This window comes from uncultured Roseobacter sp. (assembly GCF_947501835.1).
Lineage (GTDB): Bacteria > Pseudomonadota > Alphaproteobacteria > Rhodobacterales > Rhodobacteraceae > Roseobacter.
The window spans coordinates 161,574-184,714 of sequence record NZ_CANMXR010000003.1 but is presented as its reverse complement, the minus strand read 5'-3'; the positions used below and the strand labels follow the sequence as shown (position 1 = coordinate 184,714).

The 23,141-nt window shown below is 58.3% G+C and carries 22 protein-coding genes; 18 read left to right on the top strand and 4 right to left on the bottom strand.

Annotated elements, in window-relative coordinates; genetic code table 11:
- Positions 1 to 275: 275 nt before the first annotated feature.
- Positions 276 to 989, bottom strand: coding sequence for a response regulator (locus Q1A20_RS07610; protein WP_299402673.1), 714 nt, complete (start codon positions 987 to 989; stop codon positions 276 to 278).
- A complete protein-coding gene (locus Q1A20_RS07605) occupies positions 982 to 3,213 on the bottom strand; it encodes an ATP-binding protein (protein ID WP_299916646.1) in 2,232 nt (743 codons plus the stop codon). Before Q1A20_RS07605 ends, Q1A20_RS07610 begins: the two co-directional genes overlap by 8 nt.
- 259 nt (positions 3,214 to 3,472) lie before the next feature.
- Here Q1A20_RS07605 and Q1A20_RS07600 point away from each other — a divergent pair, with 259 nt between their 5' ends.
- The 4 genes from Q1A20_RS07600 to Q1A20_RS07585 all read left to right on the top strand — a co-directional run bounded on the left by Q1A20_RS07600 (position 3,473) and on the right by Q1A20_RS07585 (position 6,770).
- Positions 3,473 to 4,318, top strand: a complete 846-nt coding sequence (locus Q1A20_RS07600) for an alpha/beta hydrolase (RefSeq protein ID WP_299916644.1) — start codon at positions 3,473 to 3,475, stop codon at positions 4,316 to 4,318.
- 79 nt (positions 4,319 to 4,397) lie between these two features.
- Positions 4,398 to 5,228: a class I SAM-dependent methyltransferase gene (locus tag Q1A20_RS07595; RefSeq protein ID WP_299916642.1), complete on the top strand. Its 831-nt coding sequence runs from the start codon at positions 4,398 to 4,400 to the stop codon at positions 5,226 to 5,228.
- Between the two features lie 156 nt (positions 5,229 to 5,384).
- On the top strand, positions 5,385 to 5,744 hold the full coding sequence (locus tag Q1A20_RS07590) for a group 1 truncated hemoglobin (protein ID WP_299402666.1): 360 nt from the start codon (positions 5,385 to 5,387) through the stop codon (positions 5,742 to 5,744).
- 3 nt (positions 5,745 to 5,747) lie between these two features.
- Positions 5,748 to 6,770: an adenylate/guanylate cyclase domain-containing protein gene (locus Q1A20_RS07585; RefSeq protein WP_299402664.1), complete on the top strand. Its 1,023-nt coding sequence runs from the start codon at positions 5,748 to 5,750 to the stop codon at positions 6,768 to 6,770.
- Positions 6,771 to 6,851: 81 nt separating this feature from the next.
- On the opposite strand, the gene Q1A20_RS07580 is transcribed toward Q1A20_RS07585, so the two are convergent.
- Positions 6,852 to 7,256, bottom strand: a complete 405-nt coding sequence (locus tag Q1A20_RS07580; protein ID WP_299402662.1) for an Rrf2 family transcriptional regulator — start codon at positions 7,254 to 7,256, stop codon at positions 6,852 to 6,854.
- 72 nt (positions 7,257 to 7,328) lie between these two features.
- On the opposite strand from Q1A20_RS07580, the gene Q1A20_RS07575 reads away from it, so the two are divergent.
- From Q1A20_RS07575 to Q1A20_RS07550, 6 genes are read left to right on the top strand one after another with little or no spacing between them, the layout of a single operon-like run.
- A complete protein-coding gene (locus Q1A20_RS07575; protein WP_367180877.1) occupies positions 7,329 to 7,646 on the top strand; it encodes a DUF6525 family protein in 318 nt (105 codons plus the stop codon).
- Between the two features lie 9 nt (positions 7,647 to 7,655).
- On the top strand, positions 7,656 to 9,179 hold the full coding sequence (locus tag Q1A20_RS07570) for an ABC transporter substrate-binding protein (RefSeq protein ID WP_299402660.1): 1,524 nt from the start codon (positions 7,656 to 7,658) through the stop codon (positions 9,177 to 9,179).
- Positions 9,176 to 9,859 carry an ATP-binding cassette domain-containing protein gene (locus Q1A20_RS07565; protein WP_299402659.1) on the top strand — a complete coding sequence of 228 codons (684 nt, stop codon included), beginning with the start codon at positions 9,176 to 9,178 and terminating at the stop codon, positions 9,857 to 9,859. Before Q1A20_RS07570 ends, Q1A20_RS07565 begins: the two co-directional genes overlap by 4 nt.
- The gene (locus Q1A20_RS07560; protein WP_299402657.1) at positions 9,853 to 10,578 is read left to right on the top strand and encodes an ABC transporter ATP-binding protein; all 726 of its coding nucleotides are present in this window, start codon (positions 9,853 to 9,855) and stop codon (positions 10,576 to 10,578) included. The genes Q1A20_RS07565 and Q1A20_RS07560 overlap by 7 nt, the downstream gene beginning before the upstream one ends.
- Positions 10,575 to 11,513 carry an ABC transporter permease gene (locus Q1A20_RS07555; RefSeq protein ID WP_299402655.1) on the top strand — a complete coding sequence of 313 codons (939 nt, stop codon included), beginning with the start codon at positions 10,575 to 10,577 and terminating at the stop codon, positions 11,511 to 11,513. The genes Q1A20_RS07560 and Q1A20_RS07555 overlap by 4 nt, the downstream gene beginning before the upstream one ends.
- Positions 11,506 to 12,300, top strand: a complete 795-nt coding sequence (locus tag Q1A20_RS07550; protein WP_299402653.1) for an ABC transporter permease — start codon at positions 11,506 to 11,508, stop codon at positions 12,298 to 12,300. The genes Q1A20_RS07555 and Q1A20_RS07550 overlap by 8 nt, the downstream gene beginning before the upstream one ends.
- A gap of 169 nt (positions 12,301 to 12,469) precedes the next feature.
- Here Q1A20_RS07550 and Q1A20_RS07545 read toward each other — a convergent pair whose 3' ends face one another.
- A complete protein-coding gene (locus Q1A20_RS07545; RefSeq protein WP_299402652.1) occupies positions 12,470 to 14,317 on the bottom strand; it encodes a hypothetical protein in 1,848 nt (615 codons plus the stop codon).
- 231 nt (positions 14,318 to 14,548) lie between these two features.
- On the opposite strand from Q1A20_RS07545, the gene Q1A20_RS07540 reads away from it, so the two are divergent.
- From Q1A20_RS07540 to Q1A20_RS07505, 8 genes are all read left to right on the top strand, one after another.
- Entirely contained in the window at positions 14,549 to 15,676 is a 1,128-nt protein-coding gene (locus Q1A20_RS07540) for an MHYT domain-containing protein (RefSeq protein WP_299402650.1), read from the top strand.
- Between the two features lie 113 nt (positions 15,677 to 15,789).
- The gene (locus Q1A20_RS07535) at positions 15,790 to 16,644 is read left to right on the top strand and encodes a xanthine dehydrogenase family protein subunit M (protein WP_299402647.1); all 855 of its coding nucleotides are present in this window, start codon (positions 15,790 to 15,792) and stop codon (positions 16,642 to 16,644) included.
- A 12-nt stretch (positions 16,645 to 16,656) separates the two neighbouring features.
- Positions 16,657 to 17,151, top strand: a complete 495-nt coding sequence (locus tag Q1A20_RS07530) for a (2Fe-2S)-binding protein (protein WP_299504451.1) — start codon at positions 16,657 to 16,659, stop codon at positions 17,149 to 17,151.
- A complete protein-coding gene (locus tag Q1A20_RS07525; protein WP_299916637.1) occupies positions 17,148 to 19,577 on the top strand; it encodes an aerobic carbon-monoxide dehydrogenase large subunit in 2,430 nt (809 codons plus the stop codon). Before Q1A20_RS07530 ends, Q1A20_RS07525 begins: the two co-directional genes overlap by 4 nt.
- Before the next feature lie 54 nt (positions 19,578 to 19,631).
- A complete protein-coding gene (locus Q1A20_RS07520; RefSeq protein WP_299916635.1) occupies positions 19,632 to 20,507 on the top strand; it encodes a MoxR family ATPase in 876 nt (291 codons plus the stop codon).
- Positions 20,504 to 21,685, top strand: a complete 1,182-nt coding sequence (locus Q1A20_RS07515; RefSeq protein WP_299916633.1) for a VWA domain-containing protein — start codon at positions 20,504 to 20,506, stop codon at positions 21,683 to 21,685. Before Q1A20_RS07520 ends, Q1A20_RS07515 begins: the two co-directional genes overlap by 4 nt.
- Positions 21,682 to 22,464 carry an XdhC family protein gene (locus Q1A20_RS07510; protein WP_299916631.1) on the top strand — a complete coding sequence of 261 codons (783 nt, stop codon included), beginning with the start codon at positions 21,682 to 21,684 and terminating at the stop codon, positions 22,462 to 22,464. Before Q1A20_RS07515 ends, Q1A20_RS07510 begins: the two co-directional genes overlap by 4 nt.
- Positions 22,457 to 23,062 (top strand): nucleotidyltransferase family protein, encoded by a 606-nt coding sequence (locus Q1A20_RS07505; RefSeq protein WP_299402637.1) that lies wholly within the window; start codon positions 22,457 to 22,459, stop codon positions 23,060 to 23,062. Before Q1A20_RS07510 ends, Q1A20_RS07505 begins: the two co-directional genes overlap by 8 nt.
- The last annotated feature ends 79 nt before the right edge of the window (positions 23,063 to 23,141 follow it).

Sequence of the window (23,141 nt, the reverse complement as noted above, 5' to 3'; positions counted from 1 at the left end):
AGCCACCGCAAAGAGCGCGTGCTGATGTCCTGGCTGTTGGAGATGGGTCCGAATTCCAAGTCTGTTTCCCGTTACCGTTGTCCTCGGGTGGATAGCAGTTTCAAATCACCTTTGCGAATATAACAAGCGGGCTGACGAATACAGAATGGCTCCTGACGCTCCAACCGACTTCGATAGCTTTGTCGCTTATGTCAGAGGAAACGAAATTAGCTCCACTGCGTCAGTGAACGAGTAAGCGGCGCTCAGTCCGCGGCGGCGAACCATGTCGAGAGACGTCACTTTGGATCGTAAACGTATCCGATGCCACGCACGGTTCGGATAATCTCCGGCTTCTCGGGATTGGTTTCAAGTTTTCGGCGCAATCGAGATATTCGGATATCAATGCTGCGATCAAAGGGGTCCCAAGACCGGTCATGTGCTTGTTCCAAAAGCTGATCTCTGTTCAAAACCCGCCCTTTGTTTTCCGCAAAAACCTTGAGCAAACTATATTCCATTGCGGTCAACGGGACTTGGGACCCATCAGCCTGAAGAAGCTTTGCCGCGTTTTTGTCCAGGACATAGTCCCCGAAGGCGGCGCGGTTTTCGCCGGAGTCTTCCGTCTTTGCCGTGCCAATGATCGCCTCTCGTCGAAGGATCGCTTTTATACGCGCTTCGAGTTCTCGGAGATCCACGGGTTTGCCAAGGTAATCATCAGCCCCCATCTCCAAACCGATGATACGATCAATCACATCGCCTGCTGCGGTCAGCATGATGACAGGGGTCGCATTCTCCGGACGAAGCGACCTTAAAATCGAAAGGCCATCTTCCTTCGGCATGTTGATATCCATGATCATGACATCCACTGCGTTCGCCGAAAGTATGTCCCGAAGCTCTTCGCCACCAGCGGCTGCTGACACTTTATATCCACGCTTGCCAAGATACTCCTGAAGCATTTCGCGCACGTCGATCTCATCATCACACACCAAGATATGGGTTTTCTGATTATCCATCTGCAGTTTCCTTGTGCTCGGCGAGCAGTTTACCGACAAGGTGTCTAAGTTCCGAAGGTGAAACGGGTTTCTCGAGATAAGGGAGGCCCGAGTCCCTCAACAATTCCAGAGATTTCTGTCCCATGGTATCGCCCGTGACATAAGCCGTCTTGCTCAACATTTCTGGAAAATGGGTCACCAGCGCGTCGTAAATCTGGCGCCCATCGACACCGGGCATGTTCAGATCACTGAGGAATACATCGTACTTCGCTGTGCGAAGGCAGTTAATCGCTTCTTCGCCGGAGGAAACGACGTCAACCTCGAACCCCTCTCTTCTGAGGATCTCAGCGTTCAACTCCCCCACTTCGACCTCATCATCCACGACCAGGGCTTTGAGATTTGCGGAGGGTGAGATCGGCTCAGCCGGCTCATCCACTTCTGAAATCCGATTATCGGCGGCGGGCAGTGTGATCCGAAAACAGGTGCCCGAATTGTCGGTCTGGTCGAGCCTGATCTGCCCGTCATGAGAAAGAATGATCCGGTGGCAGAATGCGAGGCCAATGCCAGTCCCCTCTCCAACCTCTTTGGTTGTAAAGAACGGCTCGAAAATACGGGCGCGAATGGCTTTGGGAATGCCTGGGCCATTATCTCTCACAGTCAGTTGCACCGTGCCTTTGTCGGGCTGTGCTTCGGCAGACAGTTCAATAAGGTCACCGCAACCCGACGACGTCATGGCCTGTTCGGCATTGATGATGAGATTGATGATGACCTGCGTAATCTGGTCAGCATCTGCGGCGATTGGTGGCAAATCTACGGGAAGCTTCTGCTTGATGCGGATGTCCCCGGACGTGCTGCCATAGCCCACCACATCGGCGGCCGTTTCAATGACCCCTGCAACATCGACCTGCTCGATCTTGCTGGGTTGCTGGCGTGCCATCGCCAGGAATGTCTTGACGATCTTGGCACAACGCTCCGCCGCATTGCTGATCTTGTCAATCCTGACGGTCAGATCAGGATCGGTGATCTCCTCTTTCAGCATGAGTGAGTGACCCACAACGACAGAGAGGGGGTTGTTGAGTTCATGCGAGACACCGGCAAGCAATTCACCAAGCGCGGACATCTTTTCATTCTGGAACAGCATCTCGCGTTGTTTCGAAAGCTCTTCCTCAATGGCCAGTTCGTCTGTCAGGTCGCGTGTATTGGAAACGATGACTTCTTTACCATTGAACTCTATCAGGCGCGAGGAATCCGCACCCCAGAACTTTCGTCCACGCGCATTGATGAATTCTATCCGCCGATCTTTCAGTGACCCGGCCTTACGCAGTTCCTTCAAATAGCGCTGCCGCTCGACGGGATTGGCATAGTAGGACTGGGAGCTTTGGGCCGGGCCGAACAGTTCTTCCATGTCCGGCGTTGCAAAAAGGATTTCTCCCGTCTCGGCATCTGTCATGTTAATGGCGGCCGGATAGGCTTCCATGACTTGCCTGATGAGGGCGTCCGCTTCCTTTTGGACGGTCAAATCGATGATGCTGGTGACGATGACCTCTTCGCCTTTGTAGTCAACAAGCTGCGAAGAGATGCTCGCGGGAAACATGTTGCCTTTGGCGTCCAACAGATCAAGCTTGAAGTCATCAACCCGTCCATCTGCAAGCAGCAGAGTAACAAAGTCCGCTCGTTCTTCCGGATGGGCGTAATGCTCCCTGGCCGTTTTGGTAGGCCCGAAAAGCTGAAGGGCGGCGGGCGTGCGGTATAGTAATTGCCCATCTCCAACCCGTGCCATCGTTACCACGGCGGAGCTAGCATCCAGCACTTTTCTGATCAGAAGATCTCCGTCGCGCTCTTCGATCTCCGCTTGTTTCCTGTCGGTGATTTCCTCACGCGTCACAACAAAGCCGCCCAAACGGGTGGGGTGAACCGAGACCAGATAAGTGCGCCCGTCCGTTTCGGTCAATTCATAGTCTTGGATGAACTGGATGCCATTGGCCAGCCGGTCAGAGACCCACTTTTCTTCGGTCCCGATAGCATCGGCATAAATGCCTCTGCGCGCCGTCTCGCGCATCAGGATCTCCCAATCCAGACCGGGCTTCAGTAAATCGGAGACCCCCTTGTTCATCTCGGCATATTGTTGGTTGAACATCACGAGGCGGCGATCCTCATCATAAAGGGCGAAACCCTCCTTGAGAGACTCGATTGCATCGCGCAGGAGGTCTCGCGCTCTCTCGATTTCCTTAAAATCGTCCGCCATGCCCATCGTCATCCTGATCGTCTAGGGTATCATTGTTTCAGTGCCATTTCAAAATCGGCATCTTGTGTTTCAATTGTTTCACAACGATCTGCTTCGCACTAGGCCCCGCCGTAAATCCTCATATTTTGAGGGCGGATAGCGCTCTGTGTGACCTGCTTCACAGAGCAACAACTGAAACACTTTGCGCCCCTTTCAGACATTCCATTGAAACAAAGAAGCATCAGTTCTTACTCATCCAAAACGCAAGTGAGTAAGCGCCATGACAATCCCTTTTAGACCTACCGAAACTGGTAATGCACCGATTGTCGCCCTGCATTCTTCTGCCTCCAGCAGTGGACAATGGCGGCAACTTGAAGCGGACCTCGAAGGCCGGTTTGAGGTGTTTGCATTTGACCTTCCCGGCTATGGGCGCGCGCCCTTGGCAAGTGACCCATCTCGGACAGGTGCGGCAGGTTCTGCTGCCGCCGTCGTTCAGGAAATTGAGAAACTGGAGGGTGCTGTGCACCTCGTCGGTCACTCAAATGGCGGCGGCATTGCGATCAAGGTCGCGCTGATGCGGCCCGACCTTGTCAAGAGCCTGACCGTCTACGAACCGGCTGCCTTTCACTTTCTGAAGCACGGTAAAAATGCAAGCCAGCGCTTGTTTCAACAGATCCAAGGCATATCGGATCAGGTCGCGGCGGCTGCGGGGGAGGATGATGATGCAGCCGCCGCCGGGATGAGGCAGTTTCTGGATTTCTGGAATGGCGAAGGGTTCTGGGACGGTCTCCCCGTTTCAGCCAGGCAAAGATTTGCGGGCCAGATCTCGTCGATCATGACCGATTTTACCAACGGTTTCGCCGAAACCTGGGCGCTGAAGGATTTGTTCGGATTGGATATACCGACCTTGGTGATGACGGGGTTGGACTCTCCCGAGATCGCGCAACACGTCGCAGTGGCTATTGCCAAAGCGCTTCCCAAAGCGCGCATCGCCCTCCTGCCGGAACTTGGGCATATGGCGCCGATCTTTCAGCCCGAATGGATCAATTCAAGAATTTTCGAACACGTGGCCACTGTGGAACGGCCAATCGTGACCTGCAGTTGGCCAAGTCAGGAAGCTGCATAACCCGTTCGCATTCTTCGGATGCAACACTCCACGAAACTGCTGGCATATTTCCAGCATAACACCCAAAGGATTTGAAAAAATGGGCATTCAAACATCTATCAATCATACGGCTGATTACGCGGCCATCAAAGCGAAGCAAAATGTCGCCTGGGGGTCCGGGGACTACAGCAAAGTTGGCGTCACTCTTCAGATCACCGGTGAAGAGCTGGCCGAAGCCATGGATATGAAAGCGGACGCCAAGGTTCTGGATGTCGCCGCAGGGAATGGCAACGCGACCTTGGCCTTCGCCAGACGCTTTTGCAACGTCACCTCGACGGACTATGTCGAGGCCCTTTTGGAAGCCAGCAGCAGGCGCGCAGAAGCGGAAGGTCTGTTTGTCACCTATAAGGTGGCCGACGCAGAGAACCTGCCATTTGAGGAACAGTCCTTTGACGCGGTTGTGTCCACGTTCGGGGTGATGTTCACGCCCAACCAGCACCAATCAGCCGCAGAGCTGCAACGCGTTGTGAAAACAGGTGGCAAGATCGGCATGGCCAGTTGGACGCCGGATAGCTTCGTCGGCCAGCTGTTCAAGACCATTGGGAAACATGTTCCGCCGCCGGCTGGCGTGAACTCACCTGCTGTGTGGGGGAACGGCGCGTGGCTCGAAGAGGCCTTCGGTGGCACCTGCGAAATCCTTTCGTTCCAGCGCAAGAACTTTATGCTCCGCTATCGCGACGCTGAGCATTTCCTGGACTACTTCCGCACATTCTACGGCCCGATGCACAAGGCGTTCGAAGCACTTGATGCCAATGGGCAGGCGGCATTGCGCAGCGATATTCTGGCGCTCGTCGAGAAGTTCGATGTCTCGACACATGAGTCCCTTTGCATCTCATCGGAATATGCCGAGGTCATTCTCGAACGTCTTTGAGACACCGGCATGTGTCGTCGATGCCCTTCGGCTGTCAGCTGGAGGGCATCGGCCCATAGCATGTAGTAGACAGGCTTGAATTGATCCAAAGAGAATTTGTAGTCTTCGGCAGAGGAGACCTCTCCTGATCTTGCTGTATTTGAAAAGGATTATTTGATGGCCGAACGCACGCTCTATGAGAAGTACGGGGGATTTTCGAAAGTCAGCAAGATCGTCCTCTCGTTTTATGACACCCTTCTGGACAACGATGAGATCGGCCATTTTTTTGACGACGTGGATATGTCCCGCATCGTTGATCATCAGACCAAGTTCATCGCATCTCTCCTAGGTGGTCCGGCCGCTTACACAGACAAGCAGCTGCGCCAGTTGCATTCTCACCTTGACGTCAATGACGCCCATTTCGATGAGCTTGAAGCCGTGCTGCGCGGCACGCTGCTTGAGCACAGTATGGCACCCGAAGACGTCGAGATTGTCGTTACGGAATTTGGGAAACGCCGTCCCTTGATCGTTAGGTGATCTATGAGCATTGAAGCCATCAACGAGCAGCTGCTCCGCGCCATCGGTGTCGGTGTCGCGCTCTTGGACCGCCAGACGCTCCAATTCGGTTTCCGCAATGACACATTCAACGAATGGTTCAGCAACGAAGACCAGCCCGGCCAATTGCAGCTGCTCTTCCCCAAGTTAGACGTTGATGCGCTGCGAGAAAGCCTGACGAGTATTGGGCGATATACATCTGAAATCAGGTTCAAAAAGAAACGCAGAACGCTAGTCATTGCGCTCGACTTCACGGCTGCAGATGAGGATGTGCTTGTTCTTGTCTGCCAGAATATCACCCGCATTAAAGAATTGGAATCCATGATTGATTCCTACTCGATGATGGTCGAGAGGAACACGCGCGAGATCAAACGGGAAAAAGAGCAGGTGGAAAAACTCTTGCTCAACATCATGCCCCGGTCCGTCTACGAAGAGTACAAGACCTTCGGTGTCGTCACCCCGCAATTGTATAATCCTGTGTCTGTTCTGATGCTCGATTTTGTCGGGTTTACCGATATGGTCGCCTCGCAAGATCCCAGCGTGACCGTCACCGAACTGAACGATATCTACAGCGCGTTTGACCGTATTGGCGAACAATTCGGCTGTGAACGCATCAAGACAATTGGGGATGCCTATATCACCGTCGCGGGTCTGCCTGATCCGACACCGGATCATGCAAAGGCGATTGCCAACACGGCCATCCGATTTGTACGCTACCTGACGCGCCGCAACCTGAGCCATCCGCATCAGTGGCGGTGCCGTATCGGCCTGTCTTCCGGTTCTGTGGTTGGTTCGGTCGTTGGGATTCAGAAGTATGTCTACGATATTTTCGGACCTGCCGTTAATCTGGCATCCCGGCTGCAGGAGTTCTCTGAGCCAATGGAGATCAGTGTTCAGAACGACGTGGCAGCTGTTCTCAAAGATCAGTTCGACCTTGAGAACCTAGGTCCAAGGGTGATCCGTGGGTTCAGTGAACAGGACGTCTGGCGGCTCTCCGACAGCACTTGAGGCCGATGGATCCGACTTGGAGGCCAGATTGATCGGATTACCGCGCTGTAGCCAACGGCGGCTTCGCGGCGGTAGGTTGATTTAAGTGCCACGCACCTCAGAGATAGACGTTTCGCCCAACCGTTGGACCAAGCTTTGTTCGATGTCCTCCAAAACGCTGGAGACGCGTTTGTGCAGCGCATGTTCCACCGAGCACGCTGGCGCATCGGTGTCCTCGCTGCTGGCAACAAGCCGTTCATCAAGGGCAAGGTAGACATCTGCCAGCGTGATCGCTTCTGGCACGCGCGCCAAACGCCAGCCCCCCGCATGTCCCTTTTCGGACGTCAACAGCCCCGCTTCCCGAAGGCGGCCCAAGACCCGCCGCACAACAACCGGGTTTGTCCCCGCATGTTCGGCAATATCGGCAGAGGTCCGCATCTTTTCGGGATCGCCAGCCATATGGCTGAGAGTGTGTAGCGCCAAAGACAGGCGACTGTTTCGCTTCAAGGTATTTCTCCGCTCATTCTTTGCTTCACGTAACATTTTTTGTTGCGTGCATCTAGTAACTCCAGTAGTTGCGTGAAGGTGTTCATTCTCCTCTTGGCAAATAGCATGTCTCCACAATACAGCCGCAATCTGGGACAAACGAGCCTTCGCAACAAGCGCCGCACCGGAGACCCGATGCAAGCCTATGACGCCTTGCCAACACCACTGCGTCGCTGGCTTTGCCAGGCCGCATTGCCTTGGTCACCTGTATCGGCCCGGAAAATCTGGCGCCGCGCGCAGGCGAAGGGTCTGAGCACAGACGAAGCGCTTGCCTTGTTGCGACGGGCCGAAATCCATACACTCGCCCGCGATAAGCGCGCGATCCGCCAGCCAATTCATCCCACAGAATGAGGAACTTCCATGTCGTTCATGACACGGCTCGCTGCTGCTGCCTTGCTTTCCCTATCAACGGCTCTGCCCCTTGCGGCGCAGGAGGGGAGCCTGACAATCTCTGTCGGCTCCGGTCCGACGGCGGAAGTGCCCGACCCGCGGGCAGGATACAACGGTTGGATGTCGAACCAGACCGGGGTGACAGAGACGCTGATGGGCATCGACTATGAGTTGAACCTCTATCCGCGTTTAGCAGAAGGGCTCGCGCAAACCGCGCCAAACACATGGCGCGTGACATTGCGCGAAGGGCTTCAGTTCCACGACGGCGCACCGGTGACAGCGCAGGCTGTTGTGGATGCGATTGTGCCGATATCGGATGACACCCACGCCGGACACAATGCCCGCATTGAAAATCTGCTCGATCTGAAATCGATATCGGCAGAGGGCGACCTCACTGTTGTGTTTGAGACGAACACCCCCAACGCCGCGTTCCCCTGGACGCTTGCAGAGCCCGGCATTGCCATTCTTGGTGCGGCGTCCGAGGACTTCCCGATCAACGCCACCGGTCCTTTTATTTTTCGGGAAGCCATCCCCGAACAGCTTTACCGTGTTGAAGCAAACGCTGACTATCGCCTTGGCACGCCGGGCCTGAGCGAGGTGCGCGTTGTTGGCATCCCTGATCCTGGTGCAGCGGCGCTGGCCTTTGAGGCGGGCGAGGTCGATATGGTGATCAACTATCCTGAAACGGATTTTGCACGCATTCAGGACACCGGCGCATTGGGGTTCTCTGCGCCGACGGCGCGGCTCTATTTTTTCACGGTAAATGCAGCCAGCGGCCCGATGGCAAACCCGTTGATCCGACGCGCCATCTCCGCCGCGATTGACCGACAAGGCATTGTGGACGCCGCCCTTTCGGGCGTCGGCGGCGTGCCTGCGGGCACCGTCTATCCTGCCGGGATGGGATGGGCTGCAGACATCGATCCGGTTTATGATCCAGCTCTGGCCGAACAGTTACTGGCGGAGGCCGGGGCAACCAAGGCCGGCGGTATCTGGATGCTGGATGACGCACCGCTGGAAATCGACATCGTGACCTACTCTTCGCGTGCCGCGTTGCCGCCGACGGCGGAATTGACGCAAGCCTTCCTGCAGGCCATTGGCGTCACGGCGACCGTGCGCGTGGGCGAATACGGCGCGAGCAACGACGCGATCGCGGATGGCACGGCCGATATGTTCCTGCAGGCTTGGGTGACAACGCCCCAGGGTGATCCCGCCGCAGTTCTGGAGGCGCTGTTGAAATCCACAGGTGGATCAAACGGGGGGGGCTACAATAACCCCGAACTGGATCAATTGCTCGCGGAGGGCCGCACGACCTTTGACAAGGCGGGCCGCGAAGCCATTTATGACCAGGTGCAGGAGATCATTGCGGCAGAGGCTGCCATGATCCCGGTCTTTCACGTCAGCCAAACCAATGTCGCGCGGGCGGGCCTTACCGGCTATGCCGTGCACCCGACCGAGACCTATTGGATCACCCATGAGACTGCCTTGACCGAATGACCATCTCCGTGACCGGCCTGAGCGCAATACGCTCGGGCCGAACCATTCTGCATTCCACGAATATGGAGATCACGCCCGGCGAACGCGTCGGGCTTGTTGGCGCATCGGGGTCTGGCAAATCGACCTTAGGTCACGCGCTGGTGGACACTCTGCGCGCGCAGGGTCAAAGCGTCGCCCATGTCCCGCAAAGCCCTGATGAGGCGCTTGATCCGATACGATCCATGGCGTTTCATTGGCGCGAGGCGGAGGGCGCGCTGGACCTCCCATCCGACATTTCCCGCCAACAAGGGCTCTTTGCGGCGCTACAGATCGAAGGCGGTGACCTGCGCAAACGTCCCTGGGGATGGAGCCGGGGGATGCAGCAGCGTTTTGTCATCGCCATGGCCCTCATCGGAACACCAGACCTGTTGGTCATGGACGAGCCCACATCGGCGCTGGATCCTGTGGTGGCGGCGGGCACGATGGATCTTCTTGACGCCTACCTACCCAGTCGCAAGACGGCTTTGCTGCTGATTACGCATGATTTGGGACTTGCCGCACTGCGTGTGAAGCGTCTGATGGTTATGGAGGCCGGTCGCATTGTGGAGGATGCGCCCACTGCGCAGGTCTTATCTGCACCCAGGACCCAAGCGGCCAAGGCGCTTTGCGCCCATCGCAACTGGCTGGAACTGCCATGCTGAGCGTTGATCGGGTCTCTGTCCGGCGCGGCACGAAATTGGTCCTAGAGGATGTTTCCCTGTCGCTTGCACCGTCGCGAACGCTTGCGGTCGTCGGCGAAAGCGGGGCGGGAAAATCCACGGTGATCAACGCGGTCCTCGGGTTGGTTCCATGCGCCTCTGGCCAGATCACGTGGAACAATGCGCCCGTACGTATCAGTCGGTCGGCTCTTGTCATGCAAGAACCACGTGGTGCGTTCAATCCGCGTATGTCACTTCGCCTTTCCGTGATGGAGCCTGTGAAAGCACGGGGGCAGGCAATAGACCAAAGCAGGCTCGACAGGCTTTGCAACGGGTTGGAGATTGCGCCGGACGTGCTCGACCGTCGTCCGACCGAAGTCTCCATCGGTCAGGCGCAACGCGCTGGCATTCTGCGCGCTCTGATCGCCGCCCCACCTCTTGTTCTGTTTGACGAACCGCTCTCGGCGCTGGACGCAGTCACGCAAAAGCATACCGCCCGCCTGATCGCCCAGATGCAGCTTGAGGAAGGATTCGCAGCGCTGATCGTGACCCATGATCTGGGCTATGCCGCTGCCTTCGCGGACGACATCGCGGTGCTGCGGGCGGGACGGATCAAAGAGGTGACCGCATCGAAAGCCTTTGTCGAGGCGCCTCAATCCAACTACGGCCAGACCTTGCGCGATGCGGCCTTCGCGCTTGGCGCACTGGAACGTGTGGCGTGATCCGACTTATCGCGACCCTTTTCCTGCGTGCCGCTGTCGTCCTGGCAGGGGCGGCGCTGGCAACCTTTGCGCTGCTTTGGCACGCGCCCGGTGATCCGGCGCTGGCCATTGCGCTGGCCCGCTACGATGCGGTCGTCCCATCCGAGGTGGTCGATCTGGTCCGCACAAATGCTGGTTTAGACGCGGGGTTCTGGAAGGCGTTCCAAGCATGGATCGGTCCCTTGTTGGTTGGGGATTTTGGTAAATCGGCAGTGACCGGACGCGATGTCTGGCCAGAGCTTTTGACCGCCATGTCTTATACCGTGCCGCTGGCCCTTGCGGGCTTGCTGATCGGCGTCAGCCTGTCCGTCCCGCTGGCCCTTCTGGCAACACGGCAGCCCGGTGGTTGGCTGGATCGTTGCGCCGTGGGAGTGGCAACCATTGGTGCGGCCATCCCGGCCTATTGGCTGGGTCTGCTTTTGATCCTGCTTTTTGCAGTTCATTTGGGCTGGCTTCCGGCGATGGGGGCCCGAACTCCGGCGCACATCATTCTGCCCGCGCTCACATTGGGGCTCGGCGTCGCGGCATCGCTCACACGCATTTTACGCTCCGGTATCCTGGAGGCCCGAGGCCAGCCGTTCCTGCCTGCATTTCGGCGGCGCGGTGTGGCGGGGCGCGCCATTGAACGTGACCACGTTGCCCCGCATGCCGCGATCCCGGTTGTTACCGTCTTTGGCCTTGAGCTGGCGCTTCTTCTGGAAGGCGCGGTCATGGTCGAGGTGATCTTTGCACGTCCCGGCCTTGGCAGCTTTCTGGTGAATGCCATCGAGGCCCGCGATTTTCCCAAGGTCCAAGCCGTTGTCATCCTTGCAGCGCTGCTTTTCGTAACCGTTAACCTGCTGATTGACCTGATCTATCGCACGCTGGACCCCCGGATCGGAGAGCACGATGCATAGTGTGATCGTCCTCGCATTGATCCTTGTGACAGCTGCGCTCATCGGGCCCGTGCTCGCCCCGCATGACCCGGCACAGATCGACATTCCCAACCGTCTCAGCGCCCCCGGTGCTGAATGGGTGCTGGGAACCGATGCCCTTGGGCGCGATATCCTGTCGCGCCTGTTGCATGGCGCGCGCTGGTCTCTTGGTCTCGCGTTCCTGATTTCCATCATTGGGCTGGTCGTAGGCACGCTGATGGGTCTTGTTGCGGCACTTGGTGGCAAACTTGCAGACTGGGTGGTGATGCGCACCACCGATACATTTCTGGCCTTCCCCGACCTCGTAGCCGCCGTTGTCATCGCAGGAGTGCTCGGTGCAGGTACCGGCAGCTTGATCTTTGCCCTGACCGTGACCGGGTGGATGCGCTATGCTCGGGTCGCACGCGGGATTGGCCTGTCCCTAAAAACCCGGGGGTATGTCGTTCAGGCGCGGCTCGCCGGCCTATCGCCGCTCGCCATCGCGCGCTGGCACTACCTGCCGTCGCTCCTACCGTCGCTCACCGTTGTTTGGACCGGCATGTTCGCGCGCGCCATCCTTGGCATCTCGGCCCTTGGTTTTCTGGGGTTTGGGGTGCAGCCACCGATGCCCGAATGGGGCACCATGCTGCTGGACGCACGCATCCATATGCGCTCAACTCCACTGCAAATGATCTGGCCCGGGCTTGCGGTTGTGACATGCGTTCTGGCCATCAACCTGACTGGGGATGCCCTGCGCGACGCGCTCGCCGAAAAGGAGCACCGTGCATGATCAACCCGGAGCGGCCCGGCTTTGGCCTGCGGATATCCTCCAGGCGACTGATCGATTTTCGACCTGAGCAGCATCCGGTCGAAGCAAGAGCTGTGCGAAGAAGTGCATCTGAACTTGGCGTAGCGCCAGACATAGAGGCCTGAGCCAGAGATGAACGGCCAACACACACTCAAGCTACATGTGCCAGCTTAACCAGTAGCCAAACGTATGTCGCGAGCAGGACTGTGCGCAGCCACTCCGCGTAGGGAAGAGACCAGATCCACCAACCGATGGCGCAAGCGCCAACTGCCAGAATAACCCAGACCAGAGGCGCAACGCTTCCGACGACATGAACCAAGGTTTTGCTGCCTGCCGCGACCGGACTCAGGTTTTTACCGTCAATGCTGTCAGGTATCTTGGGAGTTCTGCCGAGCAGTGCAAATGTCGCTATGGCGTCCCAGTTTTGCTCCACCAGCGCGGCTCCATGCGCCCCACGGCAGATCGGCTGTGCAACCACGATATGCTGCCCGGGCGTGAAGCCATTGTGCCCCGCAGAACCGATGTCCTGCAGTCGCAAATCCTGAAATGCCTTGGGGAAGAAGGCCACAACCCAATCCGCTGTCGCCCTGATGTTTAGCAGGCGCTTCACCTGATCTGGTCTTGCCGACCAGTCGAACCTCCTGCTCACGACGCTGCCCGCAAACACCACGTTCTCAAACCGACATAAGGGATATGATGCCAGAGCCTTGGCCAATAGATAGGTTCCGTTTGAGTGGCCAATATAGGAAAATGAGGCATTGGGATAACGAGCCACGGCCTCACCGTATTGATCCATCAACCACTCGACCTTGCTGCGTCTGCCAGCGGGGCGTAAGAACTCGGCGATGGGGAAGTAGCCGTAGCTGGACGTTTCGGTCGCCACGCGCGCTTTGCGTTTTTCGCGCTTAGCAAGCTCCACCACTCGGCGCGCAACCTTATGGGTCCAATACCCTTTGTCGCGAATACCGTGAATGACGAAGACGACGTCGGTCACAGAATTGTCCTGATCAAATGGCATCTCATCTGAGGGTATAATCTCTACATCGCGGAGCCTCTCGCGCGACCAGGTAAGCGCTTTGGCTAAAACGGCTCGGCGCGCTTCACCCATGGTTTGGGGTCCGTCAGGCGCAGCGTCAGGAACCGGACGACTGCCACTCGCGGAGGTTCCCATTTCTATGACGTTCGCGTGCCCGGAAAACGGAACATCCAGATAGACAAAATCGCTGCCGGCAACGAGGTCGATGTTGTCTTCAGGGGAGACCATGTCGTCGACCGAACCGAGCAGTTGAATAGTCAGCGCCGCCCCCGGATAGTCGCCAGGCTGGCGAGCCCATTGCCGCATCCAGAGCCACTGAAGTCGAAGATTTGTAATGAACGGAGCGCCTTTCCTGATCTGGGCGATGAGCGGTGTCAGTCCGAAAAGCTGCAGGAGTTGTATAAGGATCACCCCGGGCACCCACATCAGCGCCGTTGTTATGGAAAGGTGATGGCTCAGCCTCCAGCCTCGATTCATCCCGGCCAGCAGCACAATCCGCGAGACTTTGTCAGCCCAGTCCAGTGGCTTTTTCCGCCCATGCCTCAGGGAAGTTTCACTATGCTCTTCGTCGCGGCCATCTTCTTTCGGCCTGGGTGCTCTGTCGTGATCACCACATGCAACTATATAGGCATGACGTGCAATAAGACCGCCAAGACTATGCCCAATGAAGGTGATATCTTCGTAGCCTCCGTTCTTGTCCCAAGCCGCGGTTACCTCGCCAATGACCTGCTTTGTGATATCTTCGACGCGCGCAAACGAAAGCAGTCCTGCTGGCATAGCCGGGATCAGGATGTCCGCCTCCGCGAAGGTATCCTCGACGCTCTCTGCATGGTCTGTGAAACACCCGCGAATGGTCCTGGAAACATCGCGTACGCTGGATGTCGTTCCGTTGTAGGAATGCAAGATCACAACAAGCCTACGCGATCGGCTGGAACTGGTCAGAAACTTTGATACCCCTGCCATTAAATAGTTCCTTGTGATTAAATGATCTTTCTCAATTCATATGAATACCGCTAACGTTAGCGTACTGGTGCCGCGTTTTCTACGGCGCAGTGCATTCCTAACCAATCCGCATTCAGAGAAACTCCCTGATCAAATCGACCTAAGCTGCCCCATTGGTGCGCACGTCAGACACCCGCAATGTGCGGCGCGCCCTGTTTGCAAAAAGAAACGGTTTTGGTCATCTTTGCACATATGGAATTTCTGGACGCTACCCATAACGGTTTTCTGGTCGCAATGTCTTGCGTTGTCGCCCTTGTGGCCGGCTTCACCGGGCTTTCGCTCACCCGTGACCTGTCGGAAAAGCCGATGTTTCAAAAAAAGATGTCTATTGCGCTTGCGTCGATTGCTTTGGGTGGCGGCATCTGGGCAATGCATTTCATCGCGATGTTGGGGCTGCAGCTTCCAATCCTGTTCTACTATGACGCCGCGATTACGCTTGTTTCGGCATTGTCTGCGATTTTGCTTGTCGGGGCGGCCTTGATCTTGATGCACTTTGCCGAGCGGACCCCTGCCATCATTTCAATTGCCGGCGGGATTGTGGGCATCGGCATTTTGGTGATGCACTACATCGGCATGGCAGGCTTGGAGTTGTGCCGGGCGATCCACACGACATCAGGTGTCATCGTCTCGTCATTTGTCGCCATTGGGCTTTGTGTTCTGGCCTTCTGGATTGCCTATGGCCAAAGGACAAACCGCAATATCGTCTTGGGCACGCTGTGCTTTGCCATTGCCGTGTGCTCGGTGCACTTTTTGGCGATGGCCGGAACCCGCTTTGTTGCTGACCCCAGCCTCTCGGAGTTTGGCCCATCCATGAGCAATGAGACCCTGGCGCTTGGGGTCATCTTTTTCAGCTTTGTCATCTTCGGTGCGTGCCTTTGGGTCAGTGTTACCTACTTGGTTGTTTCGCCTGAGAGAGAGACGGGCCTTCCGGAACCGTCAGCCTTGCACGAAGCGGATCCGACCGCGATGTTGCAAATCCCCTGCGAGCGGGACGGCAGCAAGGTTTTCATCGCGCCCAACGATGTCTCGTTTGTCCGTGCTGACGGCCACTATACACAAGTCTACACGGAGAAAGAGCGGCTCTTTTGCGTCTGGCCAGTGACCGAAGCGACGAAGCGACTGGTCCCAGCTGGATTTCTGAAAACCCATCGCAGCTATCTCGTGAACCCGCGGCGCGTCGCGCGATTTGAGCGGACTAAGGACAAGGGGCGCTGCGTCTTTGAGGGCCCCGATTTGCCACCGGCACCTGTAAGCCGTTCGAAGCTGAAGGCGATACAGGACGCCCTGGCATCGCAGGTCGGCGCAGTTCGTGCGACCTAGGGCGCATTTCGTGCAAAATACCTGTTTTTCATTGATTTTCTAAAGCCGCCGCACGCCGGCGTATGCACTACTTCCCTCAAGCCAGATCAATCGCTTTTTAGGGAGGAGAGCCGATGATTCCAGCGGCATTTGAATACTATCGACCAAAAGATATGGCCGGGGTTCTTGCCATTCTTGAGGAGCATGGTGACGACGCCCGTGTCATGGCGGGCGGGCACAGCCTGATCCCGATGATGAAGCTGCGCATGGCCGAGGTGCCGCATCTGATCGACTTGCAGGACGTCGGTGGCATGTCGGGCATCGAGGTTGGTACCGACAGCATACGCATCGGCGCGATGGTCACGCAATCGGACATCATTGAGGACGCAGGCCTGGCCGCTGCCGCCCCGATCCTGCGCGAAGCCGCCTTGCAGATTGCCGATCCGCAGGTCCGCTACATGGGCACGGTTGGAGGCAATGTCGCAAACGGCGATCCGGGCAATGACATGCCCGGCCTGATGCAATGCCTTGACGCGCGCTTCACTTTGGTCGGTGCCGATGGTGAACGCGACGTTCCGGCACGCGAATTCTATGAAGCGGCTTATATGACCGCGCGGGAGGACGAGGAAGTTCTGACCGCCGTGACGATCCCCCTGCCCAAAGGCGGCTATGCCTACGAAAAGCAAAAGCGCAAGATCGGGGATTATGCGACGGCTGCCGCAGCGGTGCAGATCACCAAAGAGGGTGATGTTTGCGCCTCCGCCGCGATTGCGATGACGAACCTCAGCGACACGCCGGTCTATTCCGAAGCTGCTGGCGCGGCGCTTGTTGGGACTGCGCTGGATGATGCTGCGTTGACAGCCGCGGCCGCCGCGATGCTGAACGACATCGACCCGACCGAGGACAATCGCGGCCCCATCGCATTCAAGAAACACGTGGCTGGCGTCATCCTGCGCCGCGCCATCCTGCGCGCCTGGTCGCGCGCTTAAGGGAGGGATCACATGCCTGACAAAATGCACATCAAGCTCAACGTGAACGGCAAGGATGAGGAGTTCCTCGCCGAACCGCGCGAATTGCTGATCTACACGCTGCGCGAGCGGCTGAACATCACCGGTCCACATATCGGGTGCGAGACATCGCATTGCGGGGCCTGCACCGTGACCATCGACGGCAAATCGGTGAAATCCTGCACCATGTTTGCAGCCCAAGCCAGCGGCAAGTCGGTCACCACCATCGAAGGTATCGGCGGCCCGGATGACCTGCACCCGCTGCAAGAAGCGTTCAAGGAACATCACGGGCTGCAGTGCGGCTATTGCACCCCCGGCATGATCACGCGAGCCACAAAACTTCTGGAAGAAAACCCGAACCCAACCGAGGAAGATATCCGTTTCGGCATGGCGGGCAATATCTGCCGCTGCACCGGCTACCAGAACATCGTGAAATCCATTCAGGCCGCTGCCGCTGAGATGAACGCCGCCAAGGAGGCCGCAGAATGAAAGACGAAGTAGACAACCGCGAAGATCGCGTCGCCAACCTCAAGGGCATGGGCTGCTCGCGCAAGCGGGTCGAAGACGCCCGGTTTACCCAGGGCAAAGGCAACTATGTGGACGACATCAAGCTCGACGGCATGTTGTTTGGCGATTTCGTACGCTCCCCTTATGCACACGCTCGGATCAAGAGCATCGACACTGCCGCCGCGTTAGAGGTGCCCGGCGTCCTGGCCGTGTTGACCGCCGCCGATCTGGAACCCTTGGGCTTGCACTGGATGCCAACGCTTGCGGGTGACAAGCAGATGGTGCTGGCAGATGGCAAGGTTCTGTTTCAAGGCCAGGAAGTGGCCTTTGTTGTGGCCGAAGACCGTTATGCTGCCGCCGATGGCATCGAGCTGGTTGAGGTTGAGTATGAAGAACTGCCGGTCATTGTCGATCCATTTGAGGCTTTGCAATCCGATGTGGTTTTGCGCGAGGATCTGGTGGGTGAGGATGGTTCGTTGCCCGATGGCGCACACGGACCGCGCAAGCACCCCAACCACATCTTCACCTGGGAGGCAGGGGATAAGGAACCGACCGAAGAAGTCATCGCCAACGCTGAGGTCGTGGCCGATGAGTCCATGTACTACCACCGCACCCACCCCTGCCCGCTGGAGACCTGCGGTTGCGTGGCCTCGATGGATAAGGTCAATGGCAAGCTGACGCTGTGGGGTACGTTTCAGGCACCGCACGCAATCCGTACAGTTGTGTCCCTGATCTCGGGGATCGAAGAACACAATATCCGAGTGATCTCTCCCGACATCGGGGGGGGCTTCGGCAACAAGGTGGGCGCCTATCCGGGCTATGTCTGCTCGGTCGTGGCCTCCATAGTCACCGGTAAGCCGGTGAAATGGATCGAAGACCGCATGGACAACCTGATGACCACTGCCTTTGCGCGGGATTATCACATGACGGGTAAAATCTCCGCCACCAAAGAAGGCAAGATCACCGCGTTGCAATGTCATGTGACTGCTGATCATGGCGGGTTTGACGCCTGTGCCGACCCGACCAAATTTCCGGCAGGCTTCATGAACATCTGCACCGGGTCCTATGACATCCCGACCGCCTACCTGGAGGTCGATGGCGTCTATACCAACAAGGCCCCTGGCGGCGTCAGCTATCGCTGTTCTTTCCGGGTGACGGAGGCGGTGTATTTCATCGAACGTATGATCGAAGTGCTCGCCATTGAGCTCGACATGGACGCGGCAGAGCTGCGCCGGATCAACTTCATCAAGAAGGAGCAATTTCCCTATACCGCCGCCCTCGGCTGGGAGTATGACAGCGGCGATTATCACACCGCATGGGACAAGGCGCTTACGACGGTCGACTACGAGGGGCTGCGCGCCGAACAGGCGCAGCGGGTCGAGGATTTCAAAGCTGGCAAGACCCGCAAGCTCATGGGGATCGGTCTCAGCTTCTTTACCGAAATTGTCGGCGCGGGGCCGGTCAAGAATTGCGACATCCTTGGGCTGGGCATGTTTGACAGCTGCGAAATTCGCATCCACCCGACAGGGTCCGCGATTGCGCGTCTGGGCACCATTTCCCAAGGTCAGGGGCATGCCACGACGTTTGCGCAAATCCTGGCCTCGGAGATCGGCCTGCCTGCAGATAGCATCACCATCGAGGAAGGCGATACCGATACCGCACCCTACGGTCTGGGCACTTACGGGTCTCGCTCCACGCCCGTCGCCGGCGCGGCGACAGCCATGGCCGGGCGCAAGATTCGCGCCAAGGCGCAGATGATCGCGGCCTATCTGCTCGAAGTCCACGACAATGATGTGGAATTCGACGTGGACCGATTTGTCGTCAAAGGCGCGCCGGAGAAGTTCAAGACAATGAAGGAAATCGCCTTCGCCGCTTACAATCAGGCGATCCCGGGGATTGAACCGGGGCTGGAGGCGGTCAGCTACTATGACCCACCCAACATGACCTACCCGTTCGGTGCTTACGTCTGCGTCATGGACATCGACGTCGACACCGGCGTGCCGGAAATCCGCCGCTTCTATGCGCTGGATGACTGCGGCACGCGGATCAATCCGATGATCATCGAAGGTCAGGTGCATGGCGGTCTGACCGAAGCGCTTGCCGTCGCGCTGGGACAGGAGATCGCCTATGACGACATGGGTAACGTGAAAACCGGCACGCTGATGGACTTCTTCCTGCCGACCGCCTGGGAAGTGCCCAACTACGAGACCGACTTCACCGTCACCCCAAGCCCGCATCACCCGATCGGGGCCAAGGGTGTCGGAGAAAGCCCGCATGTGGGCGGGGTGCCGTGTTTCTCGAACGCGGTGCAGGATGCCTTCCGCCCCTTCGGCAACCGGCACACCAACATGCCGCATGACCATTGGCGGATCTGGCGGACGGCGAATGAGCTGGGCTTGCACGACTGAGGAAACCAATGTGGGCATCCAGGCCTGCGGGTGCCCACCGCGCGGGATTTGAGAATGACTTGGACCGATCTACAGACCGCTCTGGCAGCGGATGGGTATGTTGCATCTGACGATCTGACGGTTGCGATGCATCTGGCATTGACGCTTGACCGGCCCTTGCTGCTGGAAGGGGCCGCGGGCGTGGGCAAAACCCAACTCGCCAGCAGCATGGCAACGCTGCGCGATACCAAACTGATCCGCTTGCAATGCTATGAGGGGTTGGATGCCGCGCAGGCGATCTATGAGTGGAACTACCAACGGCAGCTTCTGACGATCCGCGCCGCCGCTGAAGACGGCGAAACCGGGCAATCAGTCGAAGCGCGCATCTTTTCGCGTGAGTTTCTGCTGGAGCGCCCCCTGCTGGCCGCGATCACGCAAGACATACCTCCCGTTCTGCTGATTGACGAGATTGACCGCGCCGACGAGGAGTTCGAAGCCTATCTGCTGGAAATCCTGTCCGAATTTCAAATCACGATCCCGGAGCTTGGTACCGTCTCGGCGACAACCAAACCCATCGTGATCCTCACCTCCAACGGCACGCGCGATTTGTCGGATGCGCTGCGCCGCCGCTGCCTTTACGCATATGTGGACTATCCCGACCGGGAGACCGAACTCGCGATCCTCAACGCCCGCTGTCCAGGCGTTGAGGCACGGTTGGGCGAACAGATCGTGGGGTTTGTGCAGAAACTGCGCGCGGAAGATCTGCAGAAAACACCCGGTATTGCCGAAACGCTCGACTTCGCCGCCGCTCTCATGGGGCTTGGCATCGCAGACCTGACGGCGGATCCGGCGGCATTGCAACACACGCTCAGCACCTTGCTGAAGACCCAAAGCGACCGCGCCCATATCACCCCAGAGGTCGCAGGCCGCATCGCCGGGCGCGCCGCATGAGCCGCGTCACCCGCTTTGCCAGTCGTGATCCCGGCCCGGCAGCGCGGGTCGTCGGGTTCATGGCGCATCTGCGGGAAAACGGATTGCGCCTTGGTGTGTCCGAAACTGATCTCGCGCTGGCTGCCTTATGCGAGGTGGACGCGAGCCTGCCGGAACACAGCCGTCAGGCTTTGAAAGCGGTCTGTACGGGGTGCAAAGAAGAGATCGACCAGTTTGACGCGCTTTTTGACAGCTATTGGTTGGACGCGGGCCGCGTGAAACAGAAGATCGTGCAAACCCCAGCTGGCAAGGGCGATGACGGCGTGCATTCGTCCCGCGAAGCGCAAGGCGACGACGCCAGTGGAGCCGGGTCGGCGAATGCGCCCGATGGCGGTGACGGTGAGGCAGAAAGCGAGGGCGAAGGCCGGTTGATTGCGACGGAGGTGCGCAATCTGATGCGCAAAGACCTTCGGGATCTGGTCCGTCCCGAAGACATCGCAGAGGCGGAAGGGGTTGCGCGCCGGTTGGGCGCCGCCCTGCGCGACCGCCGGTCCCGCCGCCGGATCGCCGCGCGCAAGGGGGACCGGTTGCATTTTCGCAGGACCATCCGCGCCAGCCTTGCGACCGGAGGCGAGCCGGTACGGCTGCTACACAAACACCGCCCCGACCGACCCCACAAGATCGTGGCGCTGTGTGATGTCTCGGGCTCGATGACGGTCTATGCGCAGGTGTTTTTGGCGTTTCTGGCCGGGCTCATGCGCAGTGATCCCACGGCAGACGCCTATCTCTTCCACACCCGTCTGGTCCGCATCACCGAAGCCCTACGCGACAAGGATACCCTGCGGGCAATTGGACGCATGTCTTTGATGGCGGACGGTTTTGGTGGCGGATCCGAGATTGGGCCGTCTCTGGCTCGCTTTGCCAGAACCTACGCCAAGCGCTTTGTCGATGGGCGCAGCGTCGTCATGATCCTTTCGGACGGCTACGACACGGCCCCGCCCGACGTTCTGGACGCGGCCCTCGAGGACTTGAAAAAGCGCGGCTGCAAGATCATCTGGCTCAACCCGCTGAAAGGGTGGCGCGATTACGCGCCCGTCGCGGCAGGCATGGCGGCGGCGCTCCCACATCTTGATCTCTTTGCCTCCGCCAACACGCTGGACGATCTGGCCGCCCTTGATCGGGAGCTGACAGCGCTATGACACCGGCAGAAATCCTTTCCTCTGATCTGGCCGAAGCGGCGGAAACCCTGCGCGCACAGGGTGAGCCCTTTGCCTTTGCAACCATTGTGCGCACCGCCGGGGCGACAGCGGCCAAGCCCGGCGCAAAAGCCCTGTTGAGCAGCGATGGCACCATTCTGGAGGGCTGGCTTGGCGGCGGCTGCACGCGCGGCGCTGTCAAACGCGCGGCTGTCGAGGCCTTTAAAACAGGGGCGCCGCAACTGGTGTCCGTCGCCCCGGAAGAGCTGCTGGCCGAGAAAGGGATCACCGCCGGGGAGGAGGTGGACGGTACGCGCTTTGCCCGCAATGGCTGCCCCTCGCGTGGCAGTGTCGATATTTTCATCGAACCTTGCCTGCCGATGCCGGTGCTGACGGTCGTTGGAAACTCGCCGGTGGCCAACGCTTTGTCAGCACTCGCGCCCAGTTTTCACTGGGACATCAAAAGCGTGCTCGGAGACACCATTACCCACCAACGCCATGCGGTGGTCGTTGCGACACAAGGCCAAGGGGATCTGGACGCGCTCCTGGCCGCATTGCAGGTCAAGCCGAATTTCATCGCCTTTGTCGGCAGCCAGAAGAAATTCGCGGTTCTGGCGGACAAGCTGCGCAAGGCCGGTGTCGGTGACGCGCCGATTGCAACCATCAAAGCGCCTGCCGGCATCGACATCGGAGCCGTAACGCCGGAGGAAATTGCACTTTCGATTTTGGCCGAACTGGTGCAACAGAGACGCCGCGTCTTTCAAGGCAAAGCCGATGACTGATGTCGCCGCGATCATTCTGGCAGCGGGTCAATCGCGCCGTATGGGCGATCAGAACAAGCTGCTCCTGCCCGTCTCCGGCATGCCGATGATCCGACATGTTGTCCTGCAATATCGTGCGGCAATCGCAGGGCCGATTGTTGTCGTCACGGGCCGTGACGCAGCCAGGATTGTAAGCGCGCTTGAAGACATCGACGTCACTTTTGCGTTCAATCCTGACCACGAGATGGGCCAGCAAACCTCGGTTGCCTGCGGGCTGCGTGCCTGTCCGTCGGCGGAACTGGTGCTGATCGGATTAGGGGATCAGCCGCTCTTGAACGCAGGTGACATCAGCTCACTCCTTCGGGCGCATATCGCGGGCGACCCCGCCAAAATCTCCATACCCATTAACGGAGACAAACGCGGCAACCCCATCGTGATCCCGAAGGCACTTCGGCCGCGTCTACTGGAAGACCCTGACCGTCCCGGGTGCATGCGCTTCACCCGTGAAAACCCGGATCTGGTGCAGCGACATGCGCTGAAAGCACAAGGGTTTTATGCCGATGTAGACACACCCGACGCCTATCAGGCGCTGCTGGCCCGAAAGGAAACCGTGCAATGAAAAACTGGATGAACATCCTGCGCCGCCTGCGTCAGAAAATCGCTTTGACGCCGGAACAAGCAGACCACATCAGATTCCC

What these genes read in the sequence shown, in the direction of transcription:
- Q1A20_RS07610 (WP_299402673.1), bottom strand. Translation starts at nt 989, where the DNA reads ATGGATAATCAGAAAACCCATATCTTGGTGTGTGATGATGAGATCGAC.
- Q1A20_RS07605 (WP_299916646.1), bottom strand. Translation starts at nt 3,213, where the DNA reads ATGGCGGACGATTTTAAGGAAATCGAGAGAGCGCGAGACCTCCTGCGC.
- Q1A20_RS07600 (WP_299916644.1), top strand. Translation starts at nt 3,473, where the DNA reads ATGACAATCCCTTTTAGACCTACCGAAACTGGTAATGCACCGATTGTC.
- Q1A20_RS07595 (WP_299916642.1), top strand. Translation starts at nt 4,398, where the DNA reads ATGGGCATTCAAACATCTATCAATCATACGGCTGATTACGCGGCCATC.
- Q1A20_RS07590 (WP_299402666.1), top strand. Translation starts at nt 5,385, where the DNA reads ATGGCCGAACGCACGCTCTATGAGAAGTACGGGGGATTTTCGAAAGTC.
- Q1A20_RS07585 (WP_299402664.1), top strand. Translation starts at nt 5,748, where the DNA reads ATGAGCATTGAAGCCATCAACGAGCAGCTGCTCCGCGCCATCGGTGTC.
- Q1A20_RS07570 (WP_299402660.1), top strand. Translation starts at nt 7,656, where the DNA reads ATGTCGTTCATGACACGGCTCGCTGCTGCTGCCTTGCTTTCCCTATCA.
- Q1A20_RS07565 (WP_299402659.1), top strand. Translation starts at nt 9,176, where the DNA reads ATGACCATCTCCGTGACCGGCCTGAGCGCAATACGCTCGGGCCGAACC.
- Q1A20_RS07560 (WP_299402657.1), top strand. Translation starts at nt 9,853, where the DNA reads ATGCTGAGCGTTGATCGGGTCTCTGTCCGGCGCGGCACGAAATTGGTC.
- Q1A20_RS07550 (WP_299402653.1), top strand. Translation starts at nt 11,506, where the DNA reads ATGCATAGTGTGATCGTCCTCGCATTGATCCTTGTGACAGCTGCGCTC.
- Q1A20_RS07545 (WP_299402652.1), bottom strand. Translation starts at nt 14,317, where the DNA reads ATGGCAGGGGTATCAAAGTTTCTGACCAGTTCCAGCCGATCGCGTAGG.
- Q1A20_RS07540 (WP_299402650.1), top strand. Translation starts at nt 14,549, where the DNA reads ATGGAATTTCTGGACGCTACCCATAACGGTTTTCTGGTCGCAATGTCT.
- Q1A20_RS07535 (WP_299402647.1), top strand. Translation starts at nt 15,790, where the DNA reads ATGATTCCAGCGGCATTTGAATACTATCGACCAAAAGATATGGCCGGG.
- Q1A20_RS07530 (WP_299504451.1), top strand. Translation starts at nt 16,657, where the DNA reads ATGCCTGACAAAATGCACATCAAGCTCAACGTGAACGGCAAGGATGAG.
- Q1A20_RS07525 (WP_299916637.1), top strand. Translation starts at nt 17,148, where the DNA reads ATGAAAGACGAAGTAGACAACCGCGAAGATCGCGTCGCCAACCTCAAG.
- Q1A20_RS07520 (WP_299916635.1), top strand. Translation starts at nt 19,632, where the DNA reads ATGACTTGGACCGATCTACAGACCGCTCTGGCAGCGGATGGGTATGTT.
- Q1A20_RS07515 (WP_299916633.1), top strand. Translation starts at nt 20,504, where the DNA reads ATGAGCCGCGTCACCCGCTTTGCCAGTCGTGATCCCGGCCCGGCAGCG.
- Q1A20_RS07510 (WP_299916631.1), top strand. Translation starts at nt 21,682, where the DNA reads ATGACACCGGCAGAAATCCTTTCCTCTGATCTGGCCGAAGCGGCGGAA.
- Q1A20_RS07505 (WP_299402637.1), top strand. Translation starts at nt 22,457, where the DNA reads ATGACTGATGTCGCCGCGATCATTCTGGCAGCGGGTCAATCGCGCCGT.